Source organism: Bacillus sp. FJAT-26390 (assembly GCF_001682865.1).
Lineage (GTDB): Bacteria > Bacillota > Bacilli > Paenibacillales > Paenibacillaceae > Pristimantibacillus.
The window spans coordinates 83,415-99,722 of record NZ_MAQX01000003.1; the positions used below are offsets into that span (position 1 = coordinate 83,415).

General features: G+C 47.1%; 13 protein-coding genes and 2 pseudogenes. 8 read left to right on the forward strand and 7 right to left on the reverse strand.

The features are described from left to right. Window positions 1-73: 73 nt before the first annotated feature. The gene (locus tag A7975_RS33620) at window positions 74-304 is read left to right on the forward strand and encodes a hypothetical protein (RefSeq protein WP_141680265.1); all 231 of its coding nucleotides are present in this window, start codon (window positions 74-76) and stop codon (window positions 302-304) included. A 249-nt stretch (window positions 305-553) separates the two neighbouring features. Here A7975_RS33620 and A7975_RS09705 read toward each other — a convergent pair whose 3' ends face one another. Both A7975_RS09705 and A7975_RS09710 read right to left on the reverse strand, forming a co-directional pair. After that, entirely contained in the window at window positions 554-1,765 is a 1,212-nt protein-coding gene (locus A7975_RS09705) for an IS110 family RNA-guided transposase (RefSeq protein ID WP_065385058.1), read from the reverse strand. Window positions 1,766-2,153: 388 nt separating this feature from the next. Next, the gene (locus A7975_RS09710; protein WP_053377359.1) at window positions 2,154-3,605 is read right to left on the reverse strand and encodes a SpoVR family protein; all 1,452 of its coding nucleotides are present in this window, start codon (window positions 3,603-3,605) and stop codon (window positions 2,154-2,156) included. A gap of 369 nt (window positions 3,606-3,974) precedes the next feature. On the opposite strand from A7975_RS09710, the gene A7975_RS35255 reads away from it, so the two are divergent. Further along, on the forward strand, window positions 3,975-4,181 hold the full coding sequence (locus A7975_RS35255) for an ATP-binding protein (RefSeq protein WP_483295914.1): 207 nt from the start codon (window positions 3,975-3,977) through the stop codon (window positions 4,179-4,181). A 54-nt stretch (window positions 4,182-4,235) separates the two neighbouring features. On the opposite strand, the pseudogene A7975_RS33625 reads toward A7975_RS35255, so the two are convergent. The 3 genes and pseudogenes from A7975_RS33625 to A7975_RS09720 form a co-directional block, all read right to left on the reverse strand. Then, a pseudogene (locus A7975_RS33625) lies at window positions 4,236-4,417 on the reverse strand (IS110 family transposase); the annotation flags it as partial. Window positions 4,418-4,805: 388 nt separating this feature from the next. Further along, on the reverse strand, window positions 4,806-5,272 hold a 467-nt coding region (locus tag A7975_RS34835; RefSeq protein ID WP_255314249.1), incomplete at its 5' end, for a SpoVR family protein. Between the two features lies 1 nt (window position 5,273). Next, window positions 5,274-6,311 (reverse strand): annotated as a pseudogene (locus A7975_RS09720) (SpoVR family protein); the annotation flags it as partial. 369 nt (window positions 6,312-6,680) lie between these two features. Between A7975_RS09720 and A7975_RS35260 the strand changes: the two are divergent. Then, a complete protein-coding gene (locus A7975_RS35260) occupies window positions 6,681-6,887 on the forward strand; it encodes an ATP-binding protein (RefSeq protein WP_483295914.1) in 207 nt (68 codons plus the stop codon). A 59-nt stretch (window positions 6,888-6,946) separates the two neighbouring features. Here the strand turns inward: A7975_RS35260 and A7975_RS09730 are convergent, their stop codons facing one another. Continuing rightward, entirely contained in the window at window positions 6,947-7,855 is a 909-nt protein-coding gene (locus A7975_RS09730; protein ID WP_065385061.1) for a sensor domain-containing diguanylate cyclase, read from the reverse strand. A 321-nt stretch (window positions 7,856-8,176) separates the two neighbouring features. Between A7975_RS09730 and arfA the strand changes: the two genes are divergently transcribed. The 5 genes from arfA to A7975_RS09755 all read left to right on the forward strand — a co-directional run bounded on the left by arfA (window position 8,177) and on the right by A7975_RS09755 (window position 15,087). Next, window positions 8,177-9,685: an arabinosylfuranosidase ArfA gene (arfA, locus tag A7975_RS09735; protein WP_483295913.1), complete on the forward strand. Its 1,509-nt coding sequence runs from the start codon at window positions 8,177-8,179 to the stop codon at window positions 9,683-9,685. An 88-nt stretch (window positions 9,686-9,773) separates the two neighbouring features. Then, window positions 9,774-10,694 carry an ArsR/SmtB family transcription factor gene (locus A7975_RS09740; RefSeq protein ID WP_065385063.1) on the forward strand — a complete coding sequence of 307 codons (921 nt, stop codon included), beginning with the start codon at window positions 9,774-9,776 and terminating at the stop codon, window positions 10,692-10,694. A 165-nt stretch (window positions 10,695-10,859) separates the two neighbouring features. Continuing rightward, window positions 10,860-12,590, forward strand: a complete 1,731-nt coding sequence (locus A7975_RS09745) for an ABC transporter ATP-binding protein (protein ID WP_065385064.1) — start codon at window positions 10,860-10,862, stop codon at window positions 12,588-12,590. Next, on the forward strand, window positions 12,583-14,436 hold the full coding sequence (locus A7975_RS09750) for an ABC transporter ATP-binding protein (protein WP_065385065.1): 1,854 nt from the start codon (window positions 12,583-12,585) through the stop codon (window positions 14,434-14,436). Before A7975_RS09745 ends, A7975_RS09750 begins: the two co-directional genes overlap by 8 nt. Before the next feature lie 87 nt (window positions 14,437-14,523). Continuing rightward, window positions 14,524-15,087, forward strand: coding sequence for a YkvA family protein (locus tag A7975_RS09755; RefSeq protein ID WP_255314250.1), 564 nt, complete (start codon window positions 14,524-14,526; stop codon window positions 15,085-15,087). Window positions 15,088-15,151: 64 nt separating this feature from the next. Here the strand turns inward: A7975_RS09755 and glsA are convergent, their stop codons facing one another. Beyond that, window positions 15,152-16,093, reverse strand: coding sequence for a glutaminase A (gene glsA / locus A7975_RS09760; RefSeq protein WP_065385066.1), 942 nt, complete (start codon window positions 16,091-16,093; stop codon window positions 15,152-15,154). Window positions 16,094-16,308 lie beyond the last annotated feature (215 nt).

Sequence of the window (16,308 nt, forward strand, 5' to 3'; positions counted from 1 at the left end):
CTCCACTCGTTCTTCAGGTAATTCAATGGCTACAAACGAAAAAGCTATCCATTGAGTTCCAGCGATTGGATAATTGGGTAGTGTTAAAGTAGAAGCCATTACGCTAGCGGTGAACTATAACTTCATAATCACCAAGACGAGGCAGCCGGCATTGAACGGCAGCCTCGTTGAACTCCCTTGTTACGATATGATTTTCTCACGAATGCTCGCTTATTCGCAGGATTTCGCCCGTATGGTAAAGGGTGAAGACAAGAAGGGGGAATACCGTATTAGACTTCGGCAACATGAAGGCGTACGGGAATAGGGGGGGATAAAGCTGCCCCATGTACTTCCATTTACTGCACGCTTTCTCCACGCCGCCCTCGGAGGTCTTCACTCCGATGTCTTAACGGGTCTATGCCTTCTCATTCCTTCGTTACGCCTATCCAAGGGGTGGAGGCCGGTCTTGCTAACGGTACGGGTCGGTGTTGGTTCAATGTATCCGGTACTCCGTGCTTTCTTTGAAATCCTGCGAATAAGCCAAAACTCGTACAACGAAACGGTAGGGCGTAGGTTACGCTGCTAGTTGAATTGGTAAGGTTTTAGGTGGGTTGTAGGCTTCGCCTCGGCGAGCCATCCCAACAAGTATTCGAGCTAGTTTGCCACAAAGTTTCATAATGGACCTTATTTTCTTCATCTTCTTTACCTGTACATTGTAGGCATGCATGGCTTTGAACTCTGGATTGTTAGCGACTAAACTCATGGTCATCAAGAAAATGAAACGGCGAAGGCGCGATCGTCCGCGTTTACTGATTTTCATCTGCCCCGTCCATTTGCCTGAACTTGCTTCTGCGAGGTTTAGGCCAGCGTGCCGAAGCAGTGCATTTCCATGTGCAAAACCGCTTAAATCTCCGGCCTCACCAAGAATACCAGCTAGTGAGATCGCACTAATTCCTTTTATGGCAAGCATACATTTAGCAAAAGGTATGCGACCTAATACTGCAATAATCTCTACCTCTACGACTTGCAGCTGTTCACAAGCGAGATCGTATTCAGCGAGAAGCTGTATTAAATGGAGCTTATATGCATGAGTTGCCTGCTTAGAGCCAACAGAATGACTAGCAAGCGCAACAAGGGTCTGAGCCTTCTTCTCCCCGGGTTGACGTTGCATAATGGATTTCCAGCACCTTACCACTTCCTGAGGCGTTAACTTTCTCAGTTCTTCAGGCGTCGGGAAAAGACGAAGTGTCGCCAATGAACCTCTGCACATCAGGTTCTTAAACACTTGTCGCAGTTCAGGGAACACAACGTCAACCCAACGATGAATTTGGTTCTTTGCACTAACGAGTCTCGTAACGACAGAGTCTCGGTTGGAGAGAAAGACACGAAGCTCTTCAAAAGCTTCAGGCGCATTGCGAATGAATGAATAGTAGCCGTTTTTCACCATGTCTGCGATGACGAGAGCATCCTTTTTATCGCTCTTCGATGGTGTATTGTCGCGGTTCTCTTTATTCTTTTTTACGAGATGGGGATTGACAAGAACGACTTCGAATTGGTGATCTGAGAGCCAATTGGAAAGGTTAAGCCAGTAGTGCCCGGTAGGCTCCATGCCAACAATGGCTGTTGTTAAAGCGTGAGCGGTTTGTAACGACTGGATCCACCGCAGAAGGATTTGAAAACCTTCTTCATCGTTTGAGAAGGATTGGGGATTACCAACTACGATTCCTCGAAAATTAACAGCACGAGCGACATGTGTTTGCTGGGCGATGTCGATCCCGACGACCAGATGCTGGGCGCTCGTTTTTTTGCAAAGCGGTAATCTAACGCTCTACAGGAATGCTATACCAGCTAATAGCTTGTCAACATTACCAGCAAAACAACAGGAGGACTTGTGTTATAATGATTAATAAGCATGCCAAACAACCCTCCAATTTGAGTTATATTGGAAGGTTATACCATCATTGTTTTGTTATGCTGGACGGAATGATTTCTTACTTTTTAAAATGGCATATAACCAATTATCCCCTCCAAGTGTCACTCCTACCGCCATGATAACATGACGGTTTTTTTGAGTGTCTACTTAAAGGGGATAATACCATGAGATCGGGTTTTCAGTATTAGCATTATACATGATAGCTCTTTAATGCTGAGTTGAGAAACAATATCCGTATAAACTAAACAAACTTCCGACTCGTCTTCTTCCCATCGCAGCTAAACACGATCTTCTTATCCTCAACAAACGTTTCCAAATGAACGTTCTTCCCCCAAAGCTGCACAACATGAGGCAGCGTACGCTCCACGTACTTTAGATCAAGCTCCATACCCTCATACTCATGAATCAAATAAAGCTCGCCAACACGATTGAAGTCCCCATCCTTAACCATCAGGCTGGGAAACCCGCCGTTTACTTTGGAATAGACGAGCTGGTCACGAATATTCTCCCAAGACTTATCGGTAATCTTCCACTCCGGTCCTTTTTTCTCGAAAATGTACAGATCCAGATCATTAACCAAATCCTTCGTCAGGTAGTTGCGGAGGAAGGAGATGTCGGAATCGAGTTCACGCACCTCGAACATTTTTTCTCTGCCTTTGCCAGGCACGCGACCGAAGCGAGCCTGCTCTTCTTTCGTCGGGTTATCGAAGCGCCGTTCGATATCCTCAAATATTTTCAAACCTAAATAATATGGATTCAAGCTATGCCGAGACGGCTGAACGACGGAGGAGTTGAGTTTGGCGAATTCAATCGTTTCATCGCTAGTGAGATCAAGCTCACGAATAATTCTTTGATGCCAATACGAAGCCCAGCCCTCATTCATGATCTTTGTTTCGATTTGCGGCCAGAAGTAGAGCATCTCATCGCGCAGCATAGAAAGGATATCCCGCTGCCAATCCTGCAATGTAGGCGAGTATTCCTCAATGAACCACACGACATCTTTTTCAGGCCGAGGCGGGAAACGTTTGGCATCAGCAGCTTGTGATTGAGCGGCAGATGCAGCGGCAGCCGTCCGATCGGGATCAAGATTCCATAGATCATCATAAGAAGACGCTGGAATATTCCATTCAGAGCGCTCGCTGTCCTTTTGCACCATTTCAATGTAACGCTTCTTATCTAACTGATAAGGCTTAATGAGCGTAGGGTCAACATGCTCTTGAATCGCGAGAATCGCATCGATAAACTTCTCAACGGCTTCGGTACCGTAATCCATCTCATATTGATGGATGCGCTCGGCAGTAGCGGACATGCTCTCGACCATGTTGCGATTGGTCACGCTGAAGCGGGCATTGTTTTTGAAGAAATCGCAGTGGGCGAGAACATGGGCGACGATAAGCTTATTTTGGATCAAGGAATTGCCATCGAGCAGGAAGGCGTAGCAGGGATTGGAGTTGATGACAAGCTCGTAAATTTTGCTTAAGCCAAAGTCGTACTGCATTTTCATCTTGTTAAAGGTTTTGCCAAAGCTCCAATGACTGAAGCGGGTCGGCATACCATAGGCGCCAAACGTATAAATGATATCAGCAGGACAAATCTCGTAGCGCATTTGGTAAAAGTCGAGCCCAAAGCCTTGCGCGATTTCGGTTATTTCATCGATGGACCGCTCCAGCGCGCGAATCTCATCCTGGTTCATTCGTCATCCCTCCGCATTCGGAAAATACGATTCATACCATGTTTATGAAGGAGTGGCCAAGGTTATGTCGGTGAGACGATAATGATTCTAAAAAAGAGAAAAACTGTAAAGGTAAATGCAGAAAAGCGTCGAGTATTTGTAGGATTAAGTCGTTTTGTGCCAAAATAAGACAACGAATGCCGTAAGAAAAGAACGTCGATGTGATCCAATCCCTACTCTTATCCGTCATCCATGGATTACTTTATATTGTTTCGGCTTGTTTGTTAGTCATCTCATTACGCCAAAATTTATGTTTGAAAGCACAACGACAAGAGGTTTTCTGCAATTGATGGGTAAGGATAATCTGAGCAGGGGATCGCGCAAATCCTGATTCGGGATACGGGAGCTGGCATGAGCAGCACGCAGGTGAAAAGGCTGGGAAATCCCTATTTTACAACGAAGGAGAGCGGAACCGGGCTTGGATTAATGGTAGTGATCAGCCTGGTGAAAGCGATGAATGGCAAAATCCATTTCAGAAGCAAGCCGAATGAGGGGACGATATGCGAAATGCATTTTGAACTCGTTACAGTGCGATAAAAAGAACCCTTGTACTTACCGCCGCTTGGAGCAGCATCTCCTCGTTAGCGCAGNTCCATGCCAACAATGGCTGTTGTTAAAGCGTGAGCGGTTTGTAACGACTGGATCCACCGCAGAAGGATTTGAAAACCTTCTTCATCGTTTGAGAAGGATTGGGGATTACCAACTACGATTCCTCGAAAATTAACAGCACGAGCGACATGTGTTTGCTGGGCGATGTCGATCCCGACGACCAGATGCTGGGCGCTCGTTTTTTTGCAAAGCGGTAATCTAACGCTCTACAGGAATGCTATACCAGCTAATAGCTTGTCAACATTACCAGCAAAACAACAGGAGGACTTGTGTTATAATGATTAATAAGCATGCCAAACAACCCTCCAATTTGAGTTATATTGGAAGGTTATACCATCATTGTTTTGTTATGCTGGACGGAATGATTTCTTACTTTTTAAAATGGCATATAACCAATTATCCCCTCCAAGTGTCACTCCTACCGCCATGATAACATGACGGTTTTTTTGAGTGTCTACTTAAAGGGGATAATACCATGAGATCGGGTTTTCAGTATTAGCATTATACATGATAGCTCTTTAATGCTGAGTTGAGAAACAATATCCGTATAAACTAAACAAACTTCCGACTCGTCTTCTTCCCATCGCAGCTAAACACGATCTTCTTATCCTCAACAAACGTTTCCAAATGAACGTTCTTCCCCCAAAGCTGAACAACATGAGGCAGCGTACGCTCCACGTACTTTAGATCAAGCTCCATACCCTCATACTCATGAATCAAATAAAGCTCGCCAACACGATTGAAGTCCCCATCCTTAACCATCAGGCTGGGAAACCCGCCGTTTACTTTGGAATAGACGAGCTGGTCACGAATATTCTCCCAAGACTTATCGGTAATCTTCCACTCCGGTCCTTTTTTCTCGAAAATGTACAGATCCAGATCATTAACCAAATCCTTCGTCAGGTAGTTGCGGAGGAAGGAGATGTCGGAATCGAGTTCACGCACCTCGAACATTTTTTCTCTGCCTTTGCCAGGCACGCGACCGAAGCGAGCCTGCTCTTCTTTCGTCGGGTTATCGANTTTGCCAGGCACGCGACCGAAGCGAGCCTGCTCTTCTTTCGTCGGGTTATCGAAGCGCCGTTCGATATCCTCAAATATTTTCAAACCTAAATAATATGGATTCAAGCTATGCCGAGACGGCTGAACGACGGAGGAGTTGAGTTTGGCGAATTCAATCGTTTCATCGCTAGTGAGATCAAGCTCACGAATAATTCTTTGATGCCAATACGAAGCCCAGCCCTCATTCATGATCTTTGTTTCGATTTGCGGCCAGAAGTAGAGCATCTCATCGCGCAGCATAGAAAGGATATCCCGCTGCCAATCCTGCAATGTAGGCGAGTATTCCTCAATGAACCACACGACATCTTTTTCAGGCCGAGGCGGGAAACGTTTGGCATCAGCAGCTTGTGATTGAGCGGCAGATGCAGCGGCAGCCGTCCGATCGGGATCAAGATTCCATAGATCATCATAAGAAGACGCTGGAATATTCCATTCAGAGCGCTCGCTGTCCTTTTGCACCATTTCAATGTAACGCTTCTTATCTAACTGATAAGGCTTAATGAGCGTAGGGTCAACATGCTCTTGAATCGCGAGAATCGCATCGATAAACTTCTCAACGGCTTCGGTACCGTAATCCATCTCATATTGATGGATGCGCTCGGCAGTAGCGGACATGCTCTCGACCATGTTGCGATTGGTCACGCTGAAGCGGGCATTGTTTTTGAAGAAATCGCAGTGGGCGAGAACATGGGCGACGATAAGCTTATTTTGGATCAAGGAATTGCCATCGAGCAGGAAGGCGTAGCAGGGATTGGAGTTGATGACAAGCTCGTAAATTTTGCTTAAGCCAAAGTCGTACTGCATTTTCATCTTGTTAAAGGTTTTGCCAAAGCTCCAATGACTGAAGCGGGTCGGCATACCATAGGCGCCAAACGTATAAATGATATCAGCAGGACAAATCTCGTAGCGCATTTGGTAAAAGTCGAGCCCAAAGCCTTGCGCGATTTCGGTTATTTCATCGATGGACCGCTCCAGCGCGCGAATCTCATCCTGGTTCATTCGTCATCCCTCCGCATTCGGAAAATACGATTCATACCATGTTTATGAAGGAGTGGCCAAGGTTATGTCGGTGAGACGATAATGATTCTAAAAAAGAGAAAAACTGTAAAGGTAAATGCAGAAAAGCGTCGAGTATTTGTAGGATTAAGTCGTTTTGTGCCAAAATAAGACAACGAATGCCGTAAGAAAAGAACGTCGATGTGATCCAATCCCTACTCTTATCCGTCATCCATGGATTACTTTATATTGTTTCGGCTTGTTTGTTAGTCATCTCATTACGCCAAAATTTATGTTTGAAAGCACAACGACAAGAGGTTTTCTGCAATTGATGGGTAAGGATAATCTGAGCAGGGGATCGCGCAAATCCTGATTCGGGATACGGGAGCTGGCATGAGCAGCACGCAGGTGAAAAGGCTGGGAAATCCCTATTTTACAACGAAGGAGAGCGGAACCGGGCTTGGATTAATGGTAGTGATCAGCCTGGTGAAAGCGATGAATGGCAAAATCCATTTCAGAAGCAAGCCGAATGAGGGGACGATATGCGAAATGCATTTTGAACTCGTTACAGTGCGATAAAAAGAACCCTTGTACTTACCGCCGCTTGGAGCAGCATCTCCTCGTTAGCGCAGGTTAGCTCAAAGGTTTTTTTCATTTTGTTTAATGCCATACATCGCTTGGTCAGCATCGCTGATTAGCTCCTTCAGGCTGGAGCCGGTGCCATAGGTGGAGCTGATGCCGATGCTTGCGGAAATCCGAATCGTCTTTCCATTTATAGAGAAGGGCTCTTTAATGGAGTCTTTTATTTTTCCTGCAACAAAATCAATGTCATGGCTATCCATCAAATGGTGAAAGCAAATCACGAACTCATCTCCGCCGTACCGCACGAGGATGTCGGTTTTCCGGACGCCATGCTTTAGCCTAGCAGCAATTTGGAGCAGAAGCAAGTCGCCAAAGTCATGGCCATAAGAATCGTTGACCTCCTTGAAGTCATCAATGTCAATGAACATTACGCTATACTGCTTGTCCGAGCTGCTGCGGCACAAATGGGACAAATAACGGCGATTATATAAACCGGTCAGGCTGTCCGTAACGCTGGCATTTTCTAATTCCAAAATATATCCCAAAAAAGCAGCCAAAGATGTAAGGAAGCCTAGCTGCCTATCATCAAGATGAAGCGGCACGCTATGAAGGATGCAAATTGCGCCAGACGACTGCTGATCAGCTGCATTTACAGGTATGCCAACAAACGAATGTGCCCCAAGCTGCTTGGCAAAGGGTAGAGAGGCAGTACGCGGGTCGTTTAATGTATTTGGAATGTTGAGAATGGGAGCGGTTTGGTTCAGAACGAGGCTGCAAAAGCTTTCAATCCATTTATGTAGGGGGCTGTTCTGAATGTGTTCTTCTTGATGGTTGAATGCCCGAATGATTCTGCTGCTTGTACCATCATTTGTCATTACGAATACGGTATCTACTTGAAGAAAGTGTTTCATGGTGTCAATGATATGGTCGGCCGCATCTTCTATTGAGCGTGTAGGACTGCTCATGATCTCAACTCCTGCCGTATGGTTGAAGCAAGGGAATTACCTTATAGTTCCATAGTAGTCTAAAAAGAGGACTAACTCAAGAAACAATTGAAGAATATTAGGAAAATTGAACTATTTTTTAATTCACATTCACCCCTTTGTGGCTTTAAAATAGTTCTTTCTTCATTCCTTTTAATTGAATTAATAATATTATTATTTCTATTAAGCGAAATTAATGCTTGAATTAATCTGTAACATATAGTTAAATGATAACAAGAGCGTTTGTTAATAATTGACTTACTAATTAACTATTACATTAATTTAATGACGAGGTGGATGAGCATGGCAGACAAAGCATCAATGATCGTGGATAAGGATTTTCAAATAGGAGAAGTAGATAAACGCATTTACGGTTCTTTTATCGAGCATCTGGGTCGTGCTGTATACGGCGGCATATATGAAGCGGATCATCCGGAAGCGGACGAGCAGGGCTTTCGTTCTGACGTGCTTGAGCTCGTAAAAGGAATTGACGTGCCGATTGTCAGATATCCGGGAGGCAATTTTGTATCCGGTTACAATTGGGAGGATGGCGTTGGACCTTTAGATAAGCGTCCAAAAAGACTGGAGCTTGCCTGGAGAACGATTGAGCCAAACTGGATCGGCTTCAATGAGTTTATGGACTGGTGCAAAAAGGCGAACACGGAAGCGATGATGGCGGTTAATCTGGGTACGCGCGGGATCGATGATGCACGCAATCTTATCGAATATTCGAACCATAAATCCGGCTCCTATTGGAGCGACCTTCGTATCGAGCATGGCTACAAAGACCCGCATAACATTAAAACATGGTGTCTGGGCAATGAAATGGACGGCCCATGGCAAATTGGGCATAAAACGTCGGTCGAGTACGGACGGCTCGCAAACGAAGCCGGGAAAGCGATGCGCTGGGTTGATCCTACGATAGAGCTGGTAGCTAGCGGAAGCTCCCATATCGGAATGCCGACATTCCCGGAATGGGAATCGACGGTTCTGGATTTGGCGTACGACACCGTTGATTACGTCTCCATCCATCAGTATTATGGAAATCCGCATAACGACACCAAAAACTTCCTAGCACAATCGATGAGCATGGATTCATACATTAATACGGTCATCTCAACCTGTGATTACGTGCAAGCGAAAAAACGCGGCAAGAAAAAAATCAATCTTTCCTTCGATGAGTGGAACGTATGGTTCCATTCGCATGCGCAGGATAAACAGCTTGAGCCTTGGCAAATCGCACCGCCTCAGCTTGAGGACGTGTACACGCATGAGGATGCGCTTGTTGTCGGATGTATGCTGATTAGTATGCTAAAGCGTGCCGATCGTGTGAAAATGGCTTGCATCGCACAGCTGGTCAACGTAATCGCACCAATTATGACGCAAAACGGCGGTCCTGCTTGGAAGCAGACGATCTACTATCCATACATGCACGCAAGCATTTTCGGACGTGGAACGGTACTCGTACCGCTCGTTAAATCGCCGAAATACGATTCGAAGGATTTTACGGATGTGCCTTATTTGGAGACGGTTGCCGTTCATAACGAAGAGAAAGAGGAAGTGACGATTTTTGCGGTAAACCGGAATATTGACGAAGCGCTTCCGTTTGAAATCGACCTTCGGAGCTTTGGCACTTTCCAAATAATCGAGCATATCGTGCTTGAGCATGACGATTTGAAAATGACAAATACGGCAGACGCGCCAAATCGTGTCGCACCGCATACGTCAGGCAGCGCCGTTATCTCGGATGGCGGAAAAATTCAAGCGACGCTTGGCAAAGCATCTTGGAACGTAATTCGCATCAAGCTATAAGGGAAACAGTCAGGGTATCCGGAAGCTGCATTTGCGGCTTTTGGGATGCCCTTCTATTATTATAGAATAGAGATAGGAGGAGATACCCATGATACATGCCAATACAGATGAGGCTTGGCTGCCTTTATATGAAGCTTTGGCTAGCCCGGTCAGGCTATCCATCATTAATCAGCTGGCGACAAACATGATGAATGTGAAGGAGCTCGCAGAGGCGGTCGGACTTAGCAGCGCCATTGTGACCATGCATATACGCAAGCTTGAGAAAGCAGGCATCGTTCAGACGAAAATGGTTCGCAAGGACGGCGGTACGCACAAAATTTGCTCGCTCGCGGAGCGCTCCATCGCCATTGAGCTTCCCCATCCGGCACTAGATGTGAAGAAGGTGCATGATGTCAGCGTGCCTGTCGGCCATTTTACACAATTTGAAGTGTTTCCGACCTGCGGCATTGCTACGGTAGACAAGCTGATCGGGCAATTCGATGATCCGCGCTTCTTTTTGGAGCCTGAGCGGATGAATGCAGGTATTTTGTGGTTTGGCAAAGGTTACGTGGAATACAAGGTGCCGAATTATTTGCTTTCGGGACAACGTCCCGTAGCGCTCGAAATCACGCTTGAGCTTGGCTCAGAAGCGCCTGGCGTTAATGAGAACTGGCCGTCCGATATTAATTTCTCGCTGAATGGGATGGATATCGGCATGTGGACTAGCCCTGGCGACTATGGCGAGGTGCGCGGAAGATTCTCGCCGGCTTGGTGGGCTGATCGCGTCAATCAATACGGACTGCTGAAGGTGATACGCATTCAAGAGGAGGGCACGCTCATTGATGGCCAGCTCATGTCCTCCATCGGTATCGGCGAGATTGGGCTTGACCGCAACTTTTGGACGTTTCGCATCGGCGTAAGAGAGGATGCCGAGCATGTCGGCGGATTAACCATTTATGGCAAAGGCTTCGGCAATTACAATCATGACATTATGTTCCGGGTGTTTTACGAGGATGCACGTGGCGTTTAAGGCAGCTCAGCTGTCTTAGACATGTGTGTCGTCCCCACCCATATTCCCTCAATCCCAATTTCCTCACCACTAATTGTAACGTTCATTGTATATGCCATTTCCGTTTCAAGAAGATATAATGAGTATAATAGCTAGTTTAAGCCATTTTTACTCGGAGGAACAAAGATGCTGACCATGTTCGCCTTTCTCAAAAAGTACCGATTTACCGCCTATGCCGCTCTGGTGCTTATGCTTATCGAGCTGATGGTAGAGCTGCTGCAGCCGTTTATTATTTCCAAAATCATTGACGATGGAATCGGGAAAGACAATCTATCCGTTGTACTGGAATGGGGAGGCTTCTTAATTGGCTGCTCGATCGTAGCTTTTGCAGCCGGCATCCTCAGCTCCTTTTATGCCTCTCATGTCAGCCAAAGCTTTGGCTTTGATCTGAGAGAGCGCCTTTATGAAAAGGTGCAATCGTTCTCATTTGCCAATTTTAATCGTTTTCCGGAATCTTCTCTCATTACTAGACTTACGAATGACGTAACACAGCTGCAAAATACAGTGTTTATGGGACTGCGAATTATGCTTCGCGCGCCTCTGCTTGTGATAGGGAGCATTGTAATGGCATTTATCGTACAGCCCAGTCTGGCGATTTGGCTTGCTGCCGCGATTCCGTTTCTCGGGATCTTTTTAGTTTGGGTGCTTAAAAAGGGCGAGGCATTATTTCGCTCCGTGCAGCAGCAGCTCGATCATGTGAATAGCGTCATGCAGCAAAATCTGATCGGGATGCGCATCATTCGCGTATTTGTCCGCATGCGGCATGAAGCAGGCCGCTTTGCGAGCTCGAGCGAGCAACTTATGGATCGTACCGTTGCAGCGCTTCGTTTGACGGAGACAACGATGCCAATCGTTCTGCTAGTGATGAATGCGAGCGTTATGGCGGTGCTATGGTTCGGCCGCATTGAGCTTGATACAATCGGGGCAACCGCAGGTGAAGTGATAGCGATCGTCAATTACGCGACCAGAACGACAGGCGCACTGTCCATCATGTCCATGATTGTCGTCAACTTCTCAAGGGCGCGGGCGTCAGCACAGCGGATCGAAGAGGTTATTTTGACCGATATCGACTTAACGGACACGACAGACAGCGACGAAGAAGCGAAGCTTCGCAACGGCAGCGTTTCCTTCGAAAATGTTTCGTTTCAATATCCCGATTCTGACGAGCACGTATTAAACCAAATATCCTTCTCGGCAAGGCCAGGCGAGACAATTGCAATTATGGGTGCGACCGGCTCAGGAAAGTCTTCGCTTATTCAGCTTATCCCGCGGCTTTACGATGTGCAGTCCGGTGAAATTCGCGTTGATGGGATAGATAACCGCATGTTGAAGCTAGGTCAGCTGCGCAAGCAGATCGGCTATGTTCCTCAAGAAATTATGCTGTTTACGGGGACGGTAGAGGAAAATATTCGCTGGGGCAAGGAGGACGCTACGCGCGAAGAAATTATCGAGGCTGCCAAGCTGGCGCAAATTCATGACACGATTATGAAGCTGCCGGAGCAGTACGAGACCATCGTTGGGCAAAAAGGCGTCAATCTGTCGGGCGGACAAAAACAGCGGCTGACCATTGCGAGGGCACTCGTAAGGAAACCGGTCATTTTGCTGCTTGATGACAGCACGAGCGCCTTGGATATACGAACGGAAGAAAATCTGCTTCAAGCGCTTAAACAGATGAAGTGCACGACCTTCCTTGTCACGCAAAAAATAAGCTCCACCGTATCGGCTGACTCGATCCTTTTGCTGGACGATGGGCAATTGCTAGCGCAGGGCAAGCATGAACAGCTGATTAGAGAATCAAGCCTCTACCAAAAAATTTGCGAATCGCAGTTCGGGAAGGAAGGTGTATCCCGTGCTTAGATCATTGATGGAGCCTTTTCAATACCGCAGACCTGAATCTGCTGCCGAGGCGGCAGCAGAAGGACAGACGGCAGGGGGCAAAGGCAAGCGAAAGCCTAGAGCGAGAAACACGTCGCAGACGCTGCGGCAAATGTGGAGTTACTTGATTGCATATAAGGGTAGACTAGCCGCTGTCATAGTCATGGTTATGCTAAGCTCTGGCTTTTCGCTGCTCGGCCCCTATTTGGCTGGAACGGCGATCGATCATTTTTTGATGAACAGGGACAGCGGCTTTGTTGTTTTTCTGATTGGGATGGCGGTCGTATATGCGCTGCATTCCGTCACGATGTGGCTGCAAAGCATTTGGATGATTACGATTTCGCAGAAAACGGTCTACCTTATGCGGGTACAATTGTTTGAGCATTTGCACCGGCTGCCTATTCCCTACTTTAGCAAGCGCCAGCACGGGGAGCTGATGAGCCGGGTAACGAATGATATTGAAAATGTAAGCTCATCTTTAAATAGCTCGGTCATTCAAGTGTTCTCCAGCGTCCTTCTGCTCATCGGTACCGTAAGCGTCATGCTGTCGCTTAGTCCATTTTTAACGTTGCTGACTTTTCTCGTGGTGCCGTTGATGCTGCTTGGCATGAAATGGATTACGAAGCAAACAGGCAGACTATTCAAAGCCCAGCAGCGCAATCTCGGCGACTTGAACGGATATATTGAAGAAACGTTGTCCGGGCAACGGATCGTAAAAGCTTTTTCGCAGGAAGAGACGGTTATCGCAGCTTTTAAGGAGCGCAATGAGCGGATTCGCGTGTCAGGCTTCTGGGCGCAGACCATATCGGGGTTTATTCCGAAGCTGATGAACGCGCTAAACAATTTAAGCTTTGCCGTCATTGCAGGAGTCGGCGCCATCTTTGTGCTTAATGATGCCATTACGGTCGGCGTCATCGTCATTTTCGCAGAGTATTCCAGGCAGTTTACACGTCCGCTCAATGATCTGGCTAACCAGTGGAATACGCTGCTATCAGCGGTAGCCGGCGCGGAGCGGGTGTTCGATGTGCTGGGCGAAGATGAGGAGCGCAAGGATGAAGGCGCAGCGCGTGAGCTCGCGGAGGTCAAAGGCACTGTCGTATTTGATCACGTTACGTTCGCTTATGAGGGGCGCAGCGCTACGATTGAAGAGGTTAGCTTTAGTGTGACGCCGGGAGAGACCATTGCGCTGGTTGGTCCTACGGGAGCGGGCAAGACAACGCTTATTCAGCTATTATGCCGTTTTTATGATCCAAGCTCAGGGCGCATCTTGATCGATGGGCATGACAGCCGCGAGCTTAAACGTGAAAATTTACGCTCGCATATGGCATTCGTGATGCAGGACCCTTTTCTGTTCGAGGGTACCATTCGCGATAATATTCGTTATGGCAAGCTTGATGCGACGGATGCAGAGGTGGAGCAGGCGGCGAGGCTTGCAAATGCGCATTCTTTTATCAAACGGTTGAAGGATGGCTACAACGCAGTTCTCAAGCCGGATGGCAGCGGCATCAGCCAAGGGCAGAAGCAATTGCTTGCTATAGCTAGAGCGATTCTGGCTAATCCTTCTATACTTGTGCTGGACGAGGCTACCAGCAGCATAGATACCGTCACTGAAATAAAAATTCAAGAGGCGCTGCAGCGGCTTATGCAAGGAAGAACCAGTTTCGTTATCGCGCATCGGCTGAATACCATACAGCAGGCGGACCAGATTGTGGTGCTGCAGGATGGCGCAATCATCGAAAAGGGGTCCCATGAGAAACTGCTGGAGCGGAAGGGATTCTACAGTTCGCTCGTAAGCGGCCAGATGAATAACGGGGTGCTGAGCGAATAATCAGCAATTTTCAGCAAGAGCAGCTAATTATTGCAACTATTTTTAAATAGATGAAGTATAAGTAGGTATAACTAGGAGGTGGGAAGTATGACTATTGCCCAGTGCGCAAGCTGTGGACATCATAACGATATCGATTCGTCAATGCTCATGGCTGCAGAATGCTCCTCTTGCGGCAAAAAGCTGATTGAAGAAGCCGTTCCCTATGAGGTTAACGAAAAGGAGCTTGAGGCATCCTTGCATTTAAATAAAGAGAAAGCGCCTGAGGAAGTCGACGTCAATCAATGGGTCGGAAAAATCGGGGACTACGAGAAGCAGTCCAAATATGTGGAGGAAGGCTTCTGGGCGAAGGTGAAGCGTCATGCGGCAAAGGTACCGTTCGCTAAGGAAGTCGTCACGCTGTATTACTGCTCGGCCGACCCGAAGACGCCGATCGCAACCAAGGTTACGGCAATCGGGGCGTTAGCGTATTGGATCTTGCCGATTGATTTGATTCCCGACTTTTTGCCTGTAGCCGGTTTTGTTGACGATGCGACCGCTGTCTGGGTTGCCTACAAAGCGATCAGCGGACAAATTACGGATGAGCATCGCGAGAAGGCGGAGCAGTTTTTCATCTTAAACAAAAACGTTAAGCTGATCAATCCGCAGCCTTAATGAAAGCTAATGAAGAAGGACGCCCTATATAGGACGTCCTTTTTTGTTTTGCCGGGAAGGGGGATCAGAACAAGCTCCAGTCAAACTCATGGGATAACGATTCCAGCAAAGCGACCCCGGCAATGCTGTTTCCTTTGCGATTCAGGGACGGGCCAACTAAGCCGATGCCGTAACGGCCGGGCACTAACGTTAAAATACCGCCGGAAACGCCGCTTTTGGCAGGCAAGCCGACCTGAATGGCAAACTCGCCCGAGGCGTTATACATTCCGCAAGTAATCATAAACGTTTTGGCGATCTGAACGTAGCGGCGGGGAATAAGCTGTTCCCCGGTTAGCGGATTTTTGCCGTTATGAGCAAGCACCAACGCCATTTGAGCCAAGTCCTCGCAGGTTACGCTTACGGAACAATGGCGGAAATAAACGTCAAGCACATCCTCTACAGATCCTTTCAGCACACCGTTGTCTTTTAGAAAATAAGCCATGGAGCGGTTTAGGTTAGCTGTATCGGATTCAGAACGATAGACATCGAGATCATAGTCCAGCGTGTCATTATTAGAAAGAAGACGAAGGAACTGCAGTACACGGCAGGATTTTTCCGTAGAGCTGTCGCCGCCAATAAGGGAAGAGATCGCAATAGCGCCAGCATTGATAAGCGGATTAAAAGGAATGCCAGGCTGCACAAGCTCAAGCTTCAGCATAGAGTTGAAGTTATCTCCGGTCGGCTCCATGCCAACCTTGTCAAAGACAGCGTCCTCGCCATTGTCCATTAACGCTAGAATGAGGGTGAACACTTTGGAAATGCTCTGCATCGTAAAAGAGATCTCTGCATCACCAGCTGTAATGGAATGTCCATGTGCGTCGATAATATGAATGCCTAGTGCGCCTATTGGTGATTTTGACAGCTCGGGAATATAAGAGGCTACCTTGCCATAACTGCATTGCTGCCGGCTTGATTCAACCCAGTGCGGCAGAAGCGCTTGAATACGTTCGATTTCGGTTGTTGACATTGTGATGCTCCTCCGCTGAATGAATTAATAATCTATTTCCTTATTCTATAATAACAATGATGTGCTTTCACAGATGAAAGGCAACGTTTATTAAAAGATAATATTCGCTATTTTACGGTGGAAAATTGATTAAAACATAAATTTAAAACTTTTTTTAAATAAATGCTTGACCAATTAGAGGGGGACATGATATATTCTAATTCCGGCCGAGAGAA

What these genes read in the sequence shown, in the direction of transcription:
- glsA (WP_065385066.1), bottom strand. Translation starts at nt 16,093, where the DNA reads ATGTCAACAACCGAAATCGAACGTATTCAAGCGCTTCTGCCGCACTGG.
- A7975_RS09755 (WP_255314250.1), top strand. Translation starts at nt 14,524, where the DNA reads ATGACTATTGCCCAGTGCGCAAGCTGTGGACATCATAACGATATCGAT.
- A7975_RS09730 (WP_065385061.1), bottom strand. Translation starts at nt 7,855, where the DNA reads ATGAGCAGTCCTACACGCTCAATAGAAGATGCGGCCGACCATATCATT.
- A7975_RS09710 (WP_053377359.1), bottom strand. Translation starts at nt 3,605, where the DNA reads ATGAACCAGGATGAGATTCGCGCGCTGGAGCGGTCCATCGATGAAATA.
- arfA (WP_483295913.1), top strand. Translation starts at nt 8,177, where the DNA reads ATGGCAGACAAAGCATCAATGATCGTGGATAAGGATTTTCAAATAGGA.
- A7975_RS09745 (WP_065385064.1), top strand. Translation starts at nt 10,860, where the DNA reads ATGCTGACCATGTTCGCCTTTCTCAAAAAGTACCGATTTACCGCCTAT.
- A7975_RS09740 (WP_065385063.1), top strand. Translation starts at nt 9,774, where the DNA reads ATGATACATGCCAATACAGATGAGGCTTGGCTGCCTTTATATGAAGCT.